This window comes from Pseudomonas protegens, from assembly GCF_013407925.2.
GTDB lineage: Bacteria > Pseudomonadota > Gammaproteobacteria > Pseudomonadales > Pseudomonadaceae > Aquipseudomonas > Aquipseudomonas fluorescens_AP.
Window position 1 is genome coordinate 2,683,705 of sequence record NZ_CP060201.1, and the last position, 16,997, is coordinate 2,700,701.

General features: G+C 64.8%; 12 protein-coding genes. 8 read left to right on the forward strand and 4 right to left on the reverse strand.

Annotation, left to right across the window (positions count from 1 at the left end; all coding sequences use genetic code 11):
* The first annotated feature begins 50 nt into the window (after positions 1 to 50).
* Positions 51 to 698 (forward strand): peptide-methionine (S)-S-oxide reductase MsrA, encoded by a 648-nt coding sequence (gene msrA, locus GGI48_RS12420; protein WP_016964475.1) that lies wholly within the window; start codon positions 51 to 53, stop codon positions 696 to 698.
* Positions 699 to 776: 78 nt separating this feature from the next.
* Here msrA and GGI48_RS12425 read toward each other — a convergent pair whose 3' ends face one another.
* From GGI48_RS12425 to eutH, 3 genes are all read right to left on the reverse strand, one after another.
* Positions 777 to 1,613 (reverse strand): 23S rRNA (adenine(2030)-N(6))-methyltransferase RlmJ, encoded by an 837-nt coding sequence (locus GGI48_RS12425; protein WP_047301263.1) that lies wholly within the window; start codon positions 1,611 to 1,613, stop codon positions 777 to 779.
* 103 nt (positions 1,614 to 1,716) lie between these two features.
* Complete coding sequence (locus GGI48_RS12430) at positions 1,717 to 2,073, reverse strand: DUF1937 family protein (protein WP_016964473.1); 357 nt, start codon at positions 2,071 to 2,073, stop codon at positions 1,717 to 1,719.
* A gap of 37 nt (positions 2,074 to 2,110) precedes the next feature.
* Positions 2,111 to 3,346 carry an ethanolamine utilization protein EutH gene (gene eutH, locus GGI48_RS12435; protein WP_179598522.1) on the reverse strand — a complete coding sequence of 412 codons (1,236 nt, stop codon included), beginning with the start codon at positions 3,344 to 3,346 and terminating at the stop codon, positions 2,111 to 2,113.
* Between the two features lie 383 nt (positions 3,347 to 3,729).
* Here eutH and GGI48_RS12440 point away from each other — a divergent pair, with 383 nt between their 5' ends.
* From GGI48_RS12440 to GGI48_RS12465, 6 genes are all read left to right on the forward strand, one after another.
* The gene (locus GGI48_RS12440; protein ID WP_016964724.1) at positions 3,730 to 4,494 is read left to right on the forward strand and encodes a DeoR/GlpR family DNA-binding transcription regulator; all 765 of its coding nucleotides are present in this window, start codon (positions 3,730 to 3,732) and stop codon (positions 4,492 to 4,494) included.
* A 156-nt stretch (positions 4,495 to 4,650) separates the two neighbouring features.
* Complete coding sequence (locus tag GGI48_RS12445) at positions 4,651 to 6,057, forward strand: NAD(P)/FAD-dependent oxidoreductase (protein ID WP_179598524.1); 1,407 nt, start codon at positions 4,651 to 4,653, stop codon at positions 6,055 to 6,057.
* A complete protein-coding gene (locus GGI48_RS12450; protein WP_179598526.1) occupies positions 6,044 to 7,276 on the forward strand; it encodes an NAD(P)/FAD-dependent oxidoreductase in 1,233 nt (410 codons plus the stop codon). Before GGI48_RS12445 ends, GGI48_RS12450 begins: the two co-directional genes overlap by 14 nt.
* A 29-nt stretch (positions 7,277 to 7,305) precedes the next feature.
* Entirely contained in the window at positions 7,306 to 8,730 is a 1,425-nt protein-coding gene (locus GGI48_RS12455) for a glycerol kinase (RefSeq protein ID WP_179598527.1), read from the forward strand.
* Between the two features lie 222 nt (positions 8,731 to 8,952).
* Positions 8,953 to 10,224, forward strand: coding sequence for an O-acetylhomoserine aminocarboxypropyltransferase/cysteine synthase family protein (locus GGI48_RS12460; RefSeq protein ID WP_016964727.1), 1,272 nt, complete (start codon positions 8,953 to 8,955; stop codon positions 10,222 to 10,224).
* Positions 10,225 to 10,352: 128 nt separating this feature from the next.
* Positions 10,353 to 10,850, forward strand: a complete 498-nt coding sequence (locus tag GGI48_RS12465; protein ID WP_047301261.1) for a DUF2165 family protein — start codon at positions 10,353 to 10,355, stop codon at positions 10,848 to 10,850.
* A 71-nt stretch (positions 10,851 to 10,921) separates the two neighbouring features.
* Here the strand turns inward: GGI48_RS12465 and putP are convergent, their stop codons facing one another.
* Positions 10,922 to 12,406, reverse strand: a complete 1,485-nt coding sequence (gene putP, locus GGI48_RS12470; RefSeq protein WP_047301260.1) for a sodium/proline symporter PutP — start codon at positions 12,404 to 12,406, stop codon at positions 10,922 to 10,924.
* A gap of 466 nt (positions 12,407 to 12,872) precedes the next feature.
* Here putP and putA point away from each other — a divergent pair, with 466 nt between their 5' ends.
* Positions 12,873 to 16,826 (forward strand): trifunctional transcriptional regulator/proline dehydrogenase/L-glutamate gamma-semialdehyde dehydrogenase, encoded by a 3,954-nt coding sequence (gene putA, locus GGI48_RS12475; RefSeq protein ID WP_179598529.1) that lies wholly within the window; start codon positions 12,873 to 12,875, stop codon positions 16,824 to 16,826.
* The last annotated feature ends 171 nt before the right edge of the window (positions 16,827 to 16,997 follow it).

A 16,997-nucleotide genomic window follows, 5' to 3' on the forward strand; every position in this document is an offset into this window, starting at 1 on the left:
TGCGTGTCTATCTTCTTACCGACTCCCCAACCTGACTGGAGGACTGCCCCATGGTCTTGCGCTCGGAAATTCTGGTGAACAAAAACGTGCTTCCAACCAAAGAACAAGCTCTGCCCGGCCGCGAAACGCCCATGACCGTGCCCGAAGAACACTACGTCAACGGCAACCCGCTGCTGGGTCCGTTTCCGGGCAATGTGGAATTCGCCATCTTCGGCCTGGGCTGTTTCTGGGGCGCGGAGCGGCGCTTCTGGCAGCGCGAGGGCGTGTTCAGCACGTCCGTGGGTTATGCCGGCGGCTTCACCCCGAACCCGACCTACGAAGAAGTCTGCTCGGGCCTGACCGGCCATACCGAAGTGGTGCTGGTGGTGTATGAACCGGAAAAGGTCAGCTACCAGGAACTGCTGGCGATGTTCTGGGAACTGCACAACCCGACCCAGGGCATGCGCCAGGGCAACGACATCGGCACCCAGTACCGCTCGGTGATCTACACCACCACCCCGACCCAGCTGGAACAGGCACTGCACAGCAAGGAGGTGTTCCAGGCGGAACTGACCAAGGCCGGCCTGGGCGAGATCACCACTGAAATCGCAGAAGCGCCGACCGTCTACTTCGCCGAGGCCTATCACCAGCAATACCTGGCGAAGAACCCGGAAGGCTACTGCGGCATCGGCGGCACCGGCGTGACCTGCCCCATCTAAAGCAGCTACAAGCTGCAAGCCCCGAGCTGCAAGTGGTTCGCCGGCGACTTGCAGCTTGCCGCTTATGGCTGGTGACTGCTACTCCGCGATCAACCAGTCCATCTGCCAGCCGCCCTGGGTCTGAGCGAGTTTTTTCGACAGCCAGGGCAGTAGCTCGCGCAACTCCTCCTCAAGCCCCCACGGCGGATTGGCGATCGCCAGGCCCGAGCCGTTCAGGCTGTTGGGGGTATCCAGCGGATGCACCAGCAACTCCACCCGCAACAGCTTCGGCGCGCCGCTGCCGGCCAGGTCCTGGTAGAAGCGCCGCAGGGCGCGCTGGTCCTTGACCGGGTACCAGATGGCCGCCACGGTCTGGCGCATGCGGCCAATGGCTTCCTTGAGCGATGCGGCGCAGCGCTGCATCTCGTCCAGTTGCTCGAAGGGCGGGTCGATCAGCATCACCGCGCGCTTTTCCGCCACCGGCAGCAAGGCCCGGGCCACGTGCCAGCCTTCACCGAGGTGCACCGCCACCCTGCGATCGCCCTTCATGTTGTCCTTGAGCAGCAGGCCGTCTTCCGGGTGTTTCTCGTTGAGCAGCACCCGGTCCTGGGAGCGGGTCAGGCGGCGCGCCAGCTCCGGCGACCCCGGGTAGTAACGCAGCTCGCCATCGGGGTTCATCTTGTGCAGCACCTGCATGTAGTCGGCGGTCAGCGCCGGCAGATCCTGTGCGCCCCACAAGCGGGCGATGCCTTCCAGGTACTCGCCGGTACGGCTCGCCTGATCGCCCTTGAGGTCATACAGACCGATGCCGGCGTGGCTGTCGAGGTAGGCGAACGGCTGCTCCTTGCGCGACATCAGGGCGATGAGGCGGGTCAGGGTCAGGTGTTTGAAGACGTCGGCGTGATTGCCGGCGTGGAAGGCGTGACGATAGTTCATGGTTGCTCCTGCGCAGGAGCGCAAGTTTACCTTGTGTACAGCCTGTCGTCAGTTCACAGCAGGCCCGTACCCGGCGCAGTCGACGACGGGTACGGGGAGGCACTCAGACGAACTCGTGGCTGACCTCGGACCACAGGCTGACCCGACGTCCCGAGGATTCGAACACCTCGATCTCGCGCTTGATCCCGCCGCTGTCCTTCCAGCCTGGCAGGTCGAGCACGATCAGCTCCTCCATCATCGCCATGTACAACGCATCCACCGGAGCCCAGAGCTTGCCGATGGCGGCGTTGTCCTTGCCTTCCAGGCACAGGTTGATGGGGTGGGACATGCTCACCTGGCTGAACACCGCGTGTCCGGCCTCGAGTATCCGCGCCGCCACCTGGTTGCATTGGAGAAAACGCTCATTGATGACCGCCGGCTCGGAATGACTGTAGGGGCAGGCCAGGAAAATCTTGCGCATCGTTACCTCGAAATCATGGGTAGGAGAAGCGGGCCGTTCAGGCCCGCGCGGGTTGCAGGGCGAAAGCCGCGGCCTGCTCCTGCTCTTGCTGCTCGTAACGCTGGGCGGCCGGCACCGAGATGCGGATGGCGATCGCCACCGCCAGCAGGCCGCCGAACAGTTTGCCGATGAGGATGGGCAGGATCAGGCTCGGCTGGAAATTCGCGGTGAACGCCAGGTGATCGCCGATCAGCGCCTGGGCACAGACCCCCAGGGCCACGCACAGCACCTTGTCGCGAGCGGTCATGTGCTTGAACAGGTGATAGGTGGCGATGATGTTGGCGAACACCATGATGAAGCCCGCGGCACCGGTGCTCGACAGGTTTAGTTGGCGCCCCAGCAGCTCCATGGGCTTCTTGCAGTAGCGCTGGAACAGGTAGCAGATGGGGAAGGTGCCGGCGAGCATGATGCCGATGTAACCGGCAATCTCGATGGCCCGGAACAGCTCCTTCTCATCGGCGAACATCGGGTCGAAGCCCCAGCCGCCAAAGTTGATGCTGAAGAACTTGGTGAAGTGCTCGACGATGCTCAGGGCCAGGATCAGCTTGATCGCCGCATCCATGATCTTGCCGAACACCAGAAAGCCCCTGACCATCATCTGCGGCCGGTAGCGCAGCCCCGCCGCCAGCAGGAAGCAGAACACGAACAGCGGCGCCAGCAGCTTGAGCATGTCGACAAAGCTCAGGGACAGGTAGTACAGCGCCTCGGAGTTGGTGGAGACGATGTCCCGCACCGGCAACTGGGTCGCGGTGATGATCAGCAGCGACATCAATACCGCGAAGGGAATGCTGATCAGCCCGGCCATGGCGCCCAGGGCCAGGTACTTGTGATCCTTGCGCTCGAGCATGGTCAGCCCCACCGGGATCAGGTAGACGATGGTCGCCCCGGAGGTGTAGCCCACCAGCATGGCGGTAATCCACAGGTCACGATTGGCGGTCAGGGCATTGGCCAGCTGGTAGCCGCCCATGTCCACGGCGATGATCGACAGCGCCGCAATGGAGACGTCCGAACCCAGGGCGTTGAAGAACGGCCCCAGAGCGTGGGAAATGGCCTGCGACAGATAGGGAATCGCCACCATGATCCCGGCCTGGGCCAGGAACACCGGGCCGATGGAGTGGATACCGTTGACGAATTCCCGACCCAGGCCGCTCTCGGGCTTGATGATCGACGACAAGGCGCCGAGCACTGCGCCGAGCATGATCAGGTAAATGACGTAGTTTCCAAATTCAGCCATGTGGGTTCATCTCTCTGAGCGTCATTTATAGGGTTCCCCCGCCGGGGAGGTTCTTGTTGAGGCCAGCCGCGCTCACTCCATCGCCAGGACAGACGATGCAGGCGCTATGCAAACACAGGGCATTTCCTGTGCCACAATGTGCATTCTTTGTGGTTATTACCGATGAACTCTCAAATATCGGTCAAAAAAATCCCGATGAGCTTTTCCTACCCCATAATCAACGCGGCGCTACACAGTGACCGAGGCTGATTGTGAAAACCGCAATGAAATGCTTAACTGGCTCAGCCAAGTTGACCGAATCCGCATATCGATGTGCCAAAGGTGTGCGTAAGTAACAAAAACTGCCCACTTGTGTGGCGAAGTACCACCGACGGAAACCCAGCATGCGCCCCAACGAACGACGACAGCACATTCTCGAACTCCTGCGGCAACGGGAGCGGATTTCCGTGGAGGAACTGGCGCGCATCACCGCCACGTCCCAGGAAACCATCCGCCGCGATCTCAGCGAACTGGCGGAAAGCGGCCTGGTCACCAAGTTCCACGGCGGCGCGGCGCTGCCTCCGACCGGCGAGCACGAGAACACCTTCCAGACCCGCATGAACGAACACGCCCAGGAGAAGCGCGCCATTGCCCGCTACGCCGCCGGCCTGTTCTGCGCCGGCGACAGCATCTTCATCGACACCGGCACCACCACCCTGTTCTTTGCCCGGGAGCTGGCGCAGCACACGCGCCTGACGGTCATCACCAACTCCCTGCCGATTGCCGGCTGTATCGGCGAATCGGGCAACCGGGTGTTCATGATCGGCGGCGAATACCGCCCCGACTCGACCCAGAACGTCGGCACCCTGGCCCTGGAACAGATCACCCGGTTCAACGCCGAACACGCGGTGATCACCATCGGCGCCCTGAATGAAGACGGCGCCATGGACTTCTCCATCGAAGAAGCCGAAGTGGCCCGCGCCATGATTGCCCAGGCGCGCCAACTGACGGTGATCGCCGACTCCTCAAAGCTCGAACGGCGCGGCCTGTTCAAGGTCTTCCCCCTGGAACGCATCGACCGCCTGGTGATCGATCGCCAGCCCGGCCCGCAGCTGCTGGCGGCGCTGGAAAAGGCCAAGGTGCAGGTGCACCTGGTGCCGCAGGCCTGAATTGCAGCAACGAATGCACGCTTTTATCAGTCACAAAACCCACATATAAATGACCGATACATGACCAAACAATAAATAAAAACAACAAGACTGGCCCGTATTGTGCTTTGCTTGCAGCACCGCTCTTGGGTGTTACTGCAGGAAACAGGCATTTATATGACCGAACTTTATCCGAACAATGTGACTTTCGACGTGGCCATAGTCGGTGGCGGCGTCGTCGGTTGCGCCATGGCCCGGCGCTTCGCCCTGGAAGGCGCGCGGGTGGTGCTGCTGGAAAAGGGCAGCGACATTCTCTCCGGAGCCAGCAAGGCCAACAGCGCCATCCTGCATACCGGCTTCGATGCCCCCAGCGCCAGCCTGGAACTGCAATGCATGCAGGCCGGGTACCAGGAGTACCTGGACATCCACTCGAAGATGAACCTGCCCCTGCTCAAGAGCGGAGCCCTGGTGGTGGCCTGGAATGCCGAGGATCAGGCCAGACTGCCCGGCATCCTCGCACAGGCCCGGGCCAATGGCGTGGACAACGCGCGCCTGCTGGAACGGGGCGAGATCCTGGCCCTGGAGCCCCAGCTGGCCAATCACGCCTGCGGCGCGGTACTGGTGCCCGACGAGCACCTGATCGACCCCTGGTCCGCCCCGCTTGGCTACCTGCAACAGGCCATGGCCCATGGCGCCCGGGTGCAGTTGCGGTGCGAGGTGGAGCAAGGCCAGTTCGACGGTGAACGCTGGCGCCTCGACACCAACCAGGGCAGCCTGCACGCCGCCCAGGTGATCAACTGCGCCGGGCTGTTCGGCGACACCCTGGAGCACAACCTGCTGGGCCACAGCGAATTTCGCATCATGCCGCGCAAGGGCCAGTTCGTGGTCTTCGACAAGGCCGCGGCCAAGCTCCTGCAGCGCATCGTCCTGCCGGTGCCCAACGAACGCACCAAAGGCATCGTCCTGACCCGCACGGTCTACGGCAACCTGCTGGTCGGCCCCACCGCCGAAGAGCAGGACGACCGGATTCACGCCGGCCTCGACGGGGCCACCCTGCAAAGCCTGATCGATGCCGCCGTGGAGCGCATCCCGGCCCTGGCCGGCGTCCCGGTGACCGCCACCTACGCCGGGCTGCGCCCCGCCAGCGAAAAGAAGGAGTACCGGATCCGCGCCGATCATGCCCGACACTGGATCACCGTCGGCGGCATCCGCTCCACCGGGCTCACCGCGGCCCTGGGCATTGCCCGGCATGTCTACCAGCTGTACAGCCAGCGCTGCCAGCACGCTCAGGTGGAGCAACCGAGCTGGCCGCAGATGCCCAATCTCGCCGAGCACTTGCCCCGCGACTGGCAACGACCCGGCTACGGCGAGATCGTCTGCCATTGCGAACTGGTGACCCGCCGCGAGATCGAGAGCGCCCTGAGCAGCCCCCTGCCCCCTGGCGATATCGGCGGGCTCAAGCGCCGCACCCGGGCCTGCATGGGCCGCTGCCAGGGTTTCTATTGCTCGGCCCAAGTCGCCGAACTCAGTGCCAGCCATCTGGCCATCCCTCTTGCCACAGGTCGTTGCCATGCACAGCACTGAACAGATTCAGGCCGAAGTGGCCATTATCGGCAGCGGACCCGCAGGCCTTGCCGCGGCCATCGAACTGCGCCGCCAGGGCATCGGCCCGGTGCTCGTCATCGAGCGGGAAAGCGAAGCCGGCGGCATTCCCCGGCACTGTGCCCATCCGCCTTTCGGCATGGGCGAGTACCAGCGCATTCTCAGCGGCCCGGCCTATGCCCGGCGCAATGTCCAGGCGGCGCTCAAAGCCGGGGTCGTGCTGCTGCTGCGCCACACCGTGCTCAGCCTCGAACCCGACGGCCTGCTGCGCCTGGCCAGTCCCGACGGGCCGCGGCTGGTGCAGGCGCGCAAGGTGCTGATCGCCACCGGCGCCCGGGAAACCCCGCGCTCGGCGCGCTTGCTGTCCGGGGACCGGCCGGTGGGGGTGATCAACACCGGAGCCCTGCAGAACTTCCTCTATGTGCGGCATCTCAAGCCCTTCGAACGACCGCTGATCATCGGCACCGAACTGGTCAGCCTGTCCGCCGTGCTCAGCTGTCGGCGGGCCGGCATCCGACCGGTCGCGGTACTGGAGGCCAACCAGCGCGCCACCGCCCGCTGGCCGCTGACCCTGTTCCCACGTCTGCTGGGCATCCCCATGCACTTGGGCGCGCAACTGCTGGAGATCCAGGGCACCGGTCGCGTGGAGTCGGCAAAGGTACGCCTGGCCGACGGCCAGGTCCGCGACATCCCCTGCGACGGCGTGCTGCTCACCGGCCAGTTCACCCCGGAGTCGAGCCTGGTGCGCCAGAGCCACCTGCAGCTGGACAGCGGTAGCGGCGGGCCGAAGATCGACCAGTACGGGCGCTGCTCGGACCCGGCCTACTTCGCCGCCGGCAACCTGCTGCGGCCGATCGAGACGGCCGGCTGGTCGTACCGTGAAGGGCGGCGCATCGGCGGCCTGATGGCACAGGCCCTGTGCGGCCAGCTACCCGTTCCCCAAGACGCGCTGACCCTCAAGTTCGCCGCCCCGATCAAGCTCGGCGTACCGGCGCAACTGGTGCGCAGCGAGTTGCCCGGCCTGCGCCACATCCAGCTGCGAGTCGGCCAGGCCGTCAGCGGCACCTTGCGGGTCCGCGCCCACGGCAAGGACCTCTGGAGCCGACCGGTGTCGGCCCTGCCGGAACGCCGCCTGCTGATCCCCCTCAAGGAACTGACGCTGCCCGGACACATCGACCAACTGGATATCTGCATCGACTAGCCCGGCCCATCCAAACAAGAGAGAACACCATGCGAATAGCCGCACTTGATCAGGGCACCACCAGCACCCGCGTACTGGTGGTGGACATGCAAGGCCGGGCCGACATCCAACTGGCCCTGCGTCATCAGCAGCATCACCCGCGTCCGGGCTGGGTCGAGCACGACCCGCTGGAACTGCTGGCCAACCTGCAACGCTGCCTGGAAGCCACCGGCCGGGTCGACGCCATCGGCCTGGCCAACCAGGGCGAAAGCTGCCTGGCCTGGGACGCCATCACCGGCGCGCCGCTGTCGCCGGTGATCGTCTGGCAGGACAACCGCACCGCCGCCCATATCGAGGAGCTGCGGGCCGACGGGGCCGAGGCCCTGACCCTGGAACGGGCCGGCCTGCCCCTGGATGCCTACTTTTCCGCCAGCAAGCTGGCCTGGATCGTCCGCCATCTGCCCGAAGCACAAGCCGCCCTGGGCGCCGGCCGCCTGCGCCTGGGCACCACCGACGCCTACTTCCTCGACCGCCTGACAGGGGTCTACGCCACCGACATCACCACCGCCTCGCGCACCTCGCTGATGAACCTCGCCAGCGGCCAGTGGGACCCGGATCTCTGCGCATTGTTCGGCGTGCCCTTGCAGGCCCTGCCGCAAATCCGCGCCACGGTCGGCGACTTCGGGCGCATCGGCCAGACCCCCATCAGCGCTTCGGTGGTCGACCAGCAAGCCTCGCTCTACGGCCACGGCTGCCGCAAACCGGGGGACGCCAAGATCACCTTCGGCACCGGCGCCTTTGCCCTGACCGTCACCGGCGAGCAGATCATCCGCGCCCCGGAAAAAGGCCTGCTGGCCACCGTGGCCTGGCAGGCCGACGGCCAGCCGGTGTACGCCATGGACGGCGGTGTCTATGACGCCAGCGCCGCAGTGGAGTGGGCCGGGCGCCTGGGCCTGTTCAGTGACTTCTCGGAACTGGCGACCTTTGATCAGCCTCCGGCGATTTCCCGCGACCTGGCCTTCGTTCCGGCCCTGTCCGGGCTGGCCTGCCCGCATTGGGACCGCAGCGCCGGGGCGGTGTGGATCGGCATGAACGCCGCCACCAGCCGCCAGGACCTGTGCCAGGCGGTACTGGAAGGCGTGGCCCTGCGCAGCGCCGAAGTGATCAGCGCCATGGACGCCCACCTCAATGTCACCGACCAGCTGTCGATCGACGGCGGGCTGGCCCGCAGCCCGTATTTCACCCAGTTCCTGGCCGATATTCTGCAGCGCAGCATCGTCACCCAGCGTTTCGACGAGCTCACCGCCCTGGGCTGCGCCGCCCTCGCCGCCCGTGGCCTGGGCCTGGAGCTGCCGGCCCTGGACAACACCAGCACCTACTATCGGCCGCGCATCGACCCGGCCACCGCAGCCGCCTGGCGCCACACCTTCAGCGGCGCGGTCAGTCGCTCCCAGGGCTGGTCGCAACCACGCTGAAACGCTCCAGCGGCCAAGGATGGCCGCCCTGCTGCCGACACGCCCGCGCCGCCCTTGCCGATCCGCCACGCCTATTGGACACTGACGCGCCCGCCCGCCACCGAGCGGCGGGCACATCAAGCGGTTGCTGGCGACTCAGACACACGGGACCACTGACTGCTGCGCGGGCACACCACCTGCCTGGCTGTGCTCATTAATGGATTGCTACTGAGTCGAGGTTTTATGAAAGACGCAACGATTGCGCTGCACCACGGATTCAAGTCGGACCCGACCACCAAGGCCGTGGCCGTGCCTATCTATCAGAACGTCGCCTTCGAGTTCGACAACGCCCAGCACGGGGCCGACCTGTTCAACCTGGATGTGCCCGGCAACATCTATACCCGCATCATGAACCCCACCAACGATGTGCTGGAGCAGCGCATGGCGGCCCTGGAAGGCGGGATCGCCGGGCTGGCGGTGGCCGCCGGCAGCGCGGCGATCCACTACGCGATCCAGACCCTGACCCAGGCCGGCGACAACGTTGTCTCCACCCCGCAGTTGTATGGCGGCACCTACACCCTGTTCGCCCACCTGCTGCCCAGCTTCGGCGTCGAAGTGCGCTTTGCCCGGGACGATTCCCCCGAAGCCATCGCCGAGCTGATCGACGACAAGACCAAGCTGGTGTACTGCGAGAGCATCGGCAACCCGGCGGGCAACATCGTCGATATCGAGGGCCTGGCCCAGGTCGCCCACGCCCGCAACGTGCCGCTGATGGTGGACAACACCGTGGCCACGCCGATCCTGTGCAAGCCGATCCAGTTCGGCGCCGACATCGTGGTGCACTCGGTGACCAAGTACGTCGGTGGCCACGGCAACTCCCTGGGCGGGGTGATCGTCGACAGCGGCAACTTCCCCTGGGCCGAGCATCCGCAGAAATTCGCCAGCCTCAACACCCCGGAGCCGGCCTACCACGGCGTGGTCTACACCGAGAAATTCGGCCCGGCGGCCTTTATCGCCCGGGCCCGCACCGTGCCGCTGCGCAACACCGGCGCGGCGCTGGCGCCGATGAACGCCTTCCTCCTGCTGCAAGGCCTGGAAACCCTGGCCCTGCGCATGGAGCGCCACACCGACAACGCCATCAAGGTCGCGCAGTTCCTCAAGGACCACCCGCTGGTGGCCTGGGTCAGCTACGCCGGCCTGCCCGATCACCCGCACCATGAACTGGCGCGCAAGTACATGCAGGGCAAGCCGTCGGCGATCCTGTCCTTCGGCCTCAAGGGCGGCTACGCCGCGGGCGTGCGCTTCTACGACGCGCTGCAGATCTTCAAGCGCCTGGTGAACATCGGCGACGCCAAGTCCCTGGCCTGCCACCCGGCCTCCACCACCCACCGGCAGATGAACGAAGCAGAGCAGGCCAAGGCCGGGGTCAAACCGGAGATGATCCGGCTCTCGGTAGGCATCGAAGCCATCGAAGACCTGCTCGAAGACCTCGATCAGGCGCTGCGCCAGGCCTGAGCCCGCAAGCCCCGCCGCCCGAAGGTGGCGGGGCCGCGTCCCATGCATTGACTCAACCGCGTCGGCACCGGCGCGCCCTCCCCACCAATAGCCCCCAGGAACCTCTCTTACCCGCAAAGGACTCAATCATGATTGTGCGTTACGTAAAGATCACCATGACCCTGGCTGTCGCGGCCTTCGCGCTGCTGGTGGCCTACAACAACATCAGTGACTACGGCTCCAACTTCGCCTTTGTCCAGCATGTGCTGAGCATGGACAGCGTGTTCCCCGGCAACACCGCCACCGACCGCGCCGTGACCCTGCCATTGCTGTGGAATGTCGGCTACTGGCTGATCATCGGCGGCGAAGCCCTGACCGGTGTGCTGCTGGTGCTCGGGGCGCTGCGCCTTTGGCTGGCACGGCACGGCGTCGCCAGCTACTTTAACCGCTCCAAGGGCTGGGCGATTGCCGGCTTCTGCCTGGGCTTCTGCGTCTGGTTCTTCGGCTTCATGGTGGTGGGCGGAGAGTGGTTCATGATGTGGCAATCCCCGACCTGGAACGGTCAGGACGCTGCCTTCAAGTTCTACATGGCGATCCTGGGGGTGCTGATCTTCCTCAACCAGCCCGACGCCGAGCTGTACAAATGAAAACGGCCCGCTGCGGTGACGCAGCGGGCCGTTGTTCAGCGCCCTGGGGAATCAGGGCAAGGCATTCGCACTCAGTGGTTGAGCTTGAAATCCTTCTCGGCCGCTTCGAAACGCTGAACCATGCCAGCGGTCGGCGTGCCCATCTTGCTCACCAGCAGGATCGCCAGGCTGGCAAAGATGAAGCCCGGGATGATTTCGTACAGACCCAGCAGAGCGAAGTGCTTCCACAGGATCACGGTGACGGCACCGACGATGATCCCGGCCAGCGCGCCGTTGCGGGTCATGCCTTTCCACATCACCGAGATCAGCACCACCGGACCGAAGGCGGCGCCGAAACCGGCCCAGGCGTAGCTCACCAGGCCCAGCACGCGGTTTTCCGGGTTGGCGGCCATGGCGATGGCGATCAGCGCCACCACCAGCACCATGGCGCGGCCGACCCATACCAGTTCCAGCTGCGAGGCATGCTTGCGCAGGAAGGCTTTGTAGAAGTCTTCGGTCAGAGCACTGGAGCACACCAGCAACTGGCAGCTCAGGGTACTCATCACCGCCGCCAGAATCGCCGACAGCAACACACCGGCAATCCACGGGTTGAACAGCAGCTTGGCCAGCTCGATAAACACCCGCTCAGGGTTCTCGCTCACAGGGCCGGCCACGTCCGGGTGCGCCGAGAAGTAGGCGATGCCGAAGAAGCCCACGGCCACGGTGCCGCCCAGGCACAGGATCATCCAGGTCATGGAGATGCGACGTGCGTTGGCGATCGATTTGACCGAGTCCGCCGCCATGAAGCGCGCCAGGATGTGCGGCTGACCGAAGTAGCCCAGGCCCCAGCCCATCAGCGAGATCACGCCGATGAAGGTGGTGTTCTTGAGCATGTCGAAGTTGGTCGGGTCCTGGGCCTCGATGGCCAGGAAGGTGGTGTCGACGCCACCGGTGGCCAGCAGCACGATGATCGGGGTCAGCAGCAGGGCGAAGATCATCAGCGTGGCTTGTACGGTATCTGTCCAGCTCACCGCCAGGAAACCACCGACAAAGGTGTAGGCAATGGTCGCGGCCGCGCCAGCCCACAGGGCTGTCTCGTAAGGCATGCCGAAGGTGCTTTCGAACAGACGGGCGCCGGCGACGATGCCGGAGGCGCAATAGATGGTGAAGAACACCAGGATCACCACCGCGGAGATGATCCGCAGCAGGCCGCTTTTATCTTCGAAACGGCTGGAGAAGTAGTCCGGCAGGGTCAGCGCATCACCGTTGTGCTCGGTCTGCACCCGCAGGCGACCGGCCACGAACAGCCAGTTCAGGTAGGCACCGACGATCAGGCCGATGGCGATCCAGCTCTCAGACAGACCGGACATGTAGATGGCGCCCGGCAGGCCCATCAGCAACCAGCCACTCATGTCGGAAGCACCGGCGGAAAGCGCGGTCACCACGCTGCCCAGGCTACGGCCGCCCAGAATGTAGTCGGAAAGGTTGTTGGTGGAGCGATAGGCCATGAAGCCGATCAGCACCATTGCTGCGATGTAGATCACGAAGGTGATCAGGGTGGGATTGCTTGCACTCATTGAGTTACGCCCTGGCTTTGTTTTTATGGTGCGGCGGTCACTGCCCGCCGACGCCAAACGATGGTATTTGGCAGACGGTCAGGCGAGCCGCGCATTTATGACTGATGTTTCCCCAGGAAAGCCATCAGCCGATGAACCACCCCGAAAAGGGGTCGGTTGCACCTTGGGCGCGAATCCTATGCAACAAAATGAACAAGGTGCAACCAATTTGCGGTGTTTAAGTTGCACCTTGTCGAATAATCGACCCCCCATGGCGCTTTTGCTCCTTTTTGGAGCAAGAAATCGATTTTTCAGAAGCAAACGCACCATCAAGATGCCGAGCCAGTGATGCAGGATATTTATTCCTGACAAGCTGCCATTTTTTCCGTCCGAAAATGGGTTGCACCCGGTTGCACCTATTGCAGCGCGCGGATAATCTTGCCGCCAGCTGATGCCACACGTGCGTGGCAAACATGAGGATAAAAATATGGCTACCACCACCCTCGGGGTCAAACTCGACGACCCAACCCGCGAGCGCCTCAAGGCCGCCGCGGCCTCGATCGATCGTACGCCGCACTGGCTGATCAAGCAGGCGATTTTCAATTACCTGGAAAAACTCGAGGGTGGTGCAACCCTGTCCGAGCTGAGCAGTGTCACTGCCAAAGACGGCGATGACGCCGGCGAGGTGCAGACCGATCACGCTCACCAATGCTTCCTGGAGTTTGCCGAAAGCATCCTCCCGCAATCGGTGCTGCGCGCCTCGATCACCGCCGCCTACCGTCGCCCGGAGCCGGAAGTGGTGCCGATGCTGCTGGAGCAGGCGCGCCTGCCGGCCGCCACCGCCGAAGCCGCGAACAAGCTGGCGGCCTCGATCGCCGAGAAGCTGCGCAACCAGAAGAGCGCCGGTGGCCGTGCCGGGATCGTCCAGGGCCTGCTGCAGGAATTCTCCCTGTCGTCCCAGGAAGGCGTGGCGCTGATGTGCCTGGCCGAAGCCCTGCTGCGCATCCCCGACAAGGGCACCCGCGACGCTCTGATCCGCGACAAGATCAGCACCGGCAACTGGCAGCCGCACCTGGGCAACAGCCCGTCGCTGTTCGTCAACGCCGCCACCTGGGGCCTGCTGCTCACCGGCAAGCTGGTGTCGACCCACAACGAGGCCGGCCTGACCTCCTCCCTGAGCCGCATCATCGGCAAGAGCGGCGAGCCGATGATCCGCAAGGGCGTGGACATGGCCATGCGCCTGATGGGCGAGCAGTTCGTCACCGGCGAAACCATCGCCGAAGCCCTGGCCAACGCCAGCAAGTTCGAAGCCAAGGGCTTCCGCTATTCCTACGACATGCTCGGCGAAGCAGCACTGACCGAGCACGACGCACAGAAGTACCTGGCGTCCTACGAGCAGGCCATCCACTCCATCGGCAAGGCCTCCCACGGTCGCGGCATCTATGAAGGCCCGGGCATCTCGATCAAGCTCTCGGCCCTGCACCCGCGCTACAGCCGCGCCCAGTACGAGCGCGTGATGGAAGAGCTGTACCCGCGCCTGCTGTCCCTGACCCTGCTGGCCAAGCAGTACGACATCGGCCTGAACATCGACGCCGAGGAAGCCGACCGCCTGGAGCTGTCCCTGGACCTGCTGGAACGCCTGTGCTTCGAGCCGCAACTGACCGGCTGGAACGGCATCGGCTTCGTGATCCAGGCCTACCAGAAGCGCTGCCCATACGTGATCGACTACGTGATCGATCTGGCCCGCCGCAGCCGTCACCGCCTGATGATCCGCCTGGTGAAAGGCGCCTACTGGGACAGCGAGATCAAGCGCGCCCAGGTCGAAGGCCTGGAAGGCTATCCGGTCTACACCCGCAAGGTGTATACCGACGTTTCCTACATCGCCTGCGCACGCAAGCTGCTGTCGGTGCCGGAAGTCATCTACCCGCAGTTCGCCACCCACAACGCCCACACCCTGTCGGCGATCTACCACATTGCCGGTCAGAACTATTACCCCGGCCAGTACGAGTTCCAGTGCCTGCACGGCATGGGTGAACCGCTGTACGAGCAAGTGGTGGGCAAGGTCGCCGATGGCAAGCTGAACCGTCCGTGCCGCGTGTACGCACCGGTCGGCACCCACGAAACCCTGCTGGCCTACCTGGTCCGCCGCCTGCTGGAAAACGGCGCCAACACCTCCTTCGTCAATCGCATCGCCGACCAGTCGATCTCGATTCAAGAGCTGGTGGCCGATCCGGTGGCGCAGATCGAGCAGATGGCCACCCTGGAAGGCGGCTTCGGCCTGCCGCACCCGCGCATTCCGCTGCCGCGTGACCTGTATGGCAGCGAACGCGCCAACTCCGCCGGCATCGACATGGCCAACGAACACCGCCTGGCGTCGTTGTCCTGCGCCCTGCTGGCCACCGCCCACAACCACTGGAAAGCCGCACCGATGCTCGGTTGCGCCGCCAGCAGCGAAACCCCGGCGCCGGTCCTCAACCCGGCGGATCATCGCGATGTGGTCGGTCACGTCCAGGAAGCCACGATCGAAGACGTCGACAACGCCATCCAGTGCGCCCTGAACGCCGCGCCGATCTGGCAAGCCACGCCGCCGGCCGAACGCGCCGCGATCCTGGAACGCGCCGCCGACCTGATGGAAGGCGAGATCCAGCCGCTGATGGGCCTGCTGGCCCGCGAGGCCGGCAAGACCTTCGCCAACGCCATCGCCGAAGTGCGTGAAGCCGTGGACTTCCTGCGCTACTACGCAGTGCAGGCACGCAACGACTTCAGCAACGACGCCCACCGCCCACTGGGTCCTGTGGTGTGCATCAGCCCGTGGAACTTCCCGCTGGCGATCTTCAGTGGCCAGGTCGCCGCGGCCCTCGCCGCCGGTAACCCGGTGCTGGCCAAACCAGCCGAACAGACCCCGCTGGTCGCCGCCCAGGCCGTGCGCCTGCTGCTCGAAGCCGGGATTCCCGAAGGCGTGCTGCAACTGCTGCCGGGCCAGGGCGAGAGCGTCGGTGCCCGCCTGGTCGGCGACGAGCGGGTCAAGGGCGTGATGTTCACCGGTTCCACCGAAGTCGCGCGCCTGCTGCAACGCAACATCGCCGGGCGCCTGGACAACCAGGGCCGGCCGATCCCGCTGATCGCCGAAACCGGCGGCCAGAACGCGATGATCGTCGACTCCTCGGCCCTGACCGAACAAGTGGTCATCGACGTGGTGTCCTCGGCCTTCGACAGCGCCGGCCAGCGTTGCTCGGCCCTGCGCGTGCTGTGCCTGCAGGAAGATTCCGCCGACCGCGTGATCGAAATGCTCAAGGGCGCCATGGCCGAAAGCCGCCTGGGCAACCCGGAGCGCCTGTCGGTGGACATCGGCCCGGTGATCGACGCCGAAGCCAAGGCCGGCATCGAGAAGCACATCCAGGCCATGCGCGACAAAGGTCGCAGCGTGTACCAGATGGCCATTGCCGACAGCGAAGAATGCAAGCGCGGCACCTTCGTCATGCCGACCCTGATCGAGCTGGAAAGCTTCGACGAGCTGCAACGCGAGATCTTCGGTCCGGTGCTGCACGTGGTGCGCTACAAGCGCAAGGACATCGACCAGCTGATCGCCCAGATCAACGCCTCCGGCTACGGCCTGACCCTGGGTGTGCACACCCGGATCGACGAAACCATCGCCAAGGTGGTGGACAACGTCCACGCCGGTAACGTCTACGTCAACCGCAACATCGTCGGTGCCGTGGTCGGCGTGCAGCCGTTCGGCGGCGAAGGCCTGTCGGGCACCGGCCCGAAAGCCGGCGGCCCGCTGTACCTGTACCGCCTGCTGTCGACCCGCCCGGTGGATGCCATCGAGCAGTCCTTCGCCCGTAGCGATGCCGAGAACGCCCCGGACCTGCGCCTGCGCGAAGCCCTGAGCAAGCCGCTCAATGCCCTGCAAGCCTGGGCCGAGAGCAGCAAGCTGGCGGAACTGGCCACCCTGTGCAAACAGTTCGCCAGCCAGTCGCAAAGCGGCATCACCCGCCAGCTGACCGGCCCGACCGGCGAGCGCAACAGCTACGCCATCCTGCCTCGCGAGCACGTGCTGTGCCTGGCAGAGATCGAAGGCGACCTGCTGACCCAACTGGCGGCCGTGCTGGCGGTTGGCGGCTCGGCGGTGTGGCCGGAAAGCGACCTGGCCAAGGCACTGTTCGCCCGTCTGCCGAAGGACGTACAGGCGCGCATTCAGCGGGTGGCGGATTGGACCAAGGACGAGGTGGTATTCGACGCGGTCCTGCACCACGGCGACTCGGACCAGTTGCGCGGCGTTTGCCAGCAAGTGGCTCAGCGCGCCGGAGCCATCGTTGGCGTCCAGGGCCTGTCCCAGGGCGAGACGGCGATTGCCCTGGAGCGCCTGGTGATCGAGCGCGCCCTGAGCGTCAACACCGCGGCGGCCGGCGGTAATGCCAGCCTGATGACCATAGGTTAAGAGCAGCGGCAAGCGGTAAGCTTCAAGCGGCAAGTGGGGGTGCAAGGCCCTTGCTTGCAGCTTGAAGCTTGAAGCTTGTTGCTTGTTGCTTGTTGCTGCTTCTGCCCCTCCATCACCCTCATCAATCTTTCTATCCAGCCTTTATTCACGCGACTAGACTCGGCTCACTCC

What these genes read in the sequence shown, in the direction of transcription:
- GGI48_RS12425 (WP_047301263.1), bottom strand. Translation starts at nt 1,613, where the DNA reads ATGAACTATCGTCACGCCTTCCACGCCGGCAATCACGCCGACGTCTTC.
- GGI48_RS12430 (WP_016964473.1), bottom strand. Translation starts at nt 2,073, where the DNA reads ATGCGCAAGATTTTCCTGGCCTGCCCCTACAGTCATTCCGAGCCGGCG.
- GGI48_RS12450 (WP_179598526.1), top strand. Translation starts at nt 6,044, where the DNA reads ATGCACAGCACTGAACAGATTCAGGCCGAAGTGGCCATTATCGGCAGC.
- GGI48_RS12465 (WP_047301261.1), top strand. Translation starts at nt 10,353, where the DNA reads ATGATTGTGCGTTACGTAAAGATCACCATGACCCTGGCTGTCGCGGCC.
- msrA (WP_016964475.1), top strand. Translation starts at nt 51, where the DNA reads ATGGTCTTGCGCTCGGAAATTCTGGTGAACAAAAACGTGCTTCCAACC.
- putA (WP_179598529.1), top strand. Translation starts at nt 12,873, where the DNA reads ATGGCTACCACCACCCTCGGGGTCAAACTCGACGACCCAACCCGCGAG.
- eutH (WP_179598522.1), bottom strand. Translation starts at nt 3,346, where the DNA reads ATGGCTGAATTTGGAAACTACGTCATTTACCTGATCATGCTCGGCGCA.
- GGI48_RS12455 (WP_179598527.1), top strand. Translation starts at nt 7,306, where the DNA reads ATGCGAATAGCCGCACTTGATCAGGGCACCACCAGCACCCGCGTACTG.
- putP (WP_047301260.1), bottom strand. Translation starts at nt 12,406, where the DNA reads ATGAGTGCAAGCAATCCCACCCTGATCACCTTCGTGATCTACATCGCA.
- GGI48_RS12445 (WP_179598524.1), top strand. Translation starts at nt 4,651, where the DNA reads ATGACCGAACTTTATCCGAACAATGTGACTTTCGACGTGGCCATAGTC.
- GGI48_RS12440 (WP_016964724.1), top strand. Translation starts at nt 3,730, where the DNA reads ATGCGCCCCAACGAACGACGACAGCACATTCTCGAACTCCTGCGGCAA.
- GGI48_RS12460 (WP_016964727.1), top strand. Translation starts at nt 8,953, where the DNA reads ATGAAAGACGCAACGATTGCGCTGCACCACGGATTCAAGTCGGACCCG.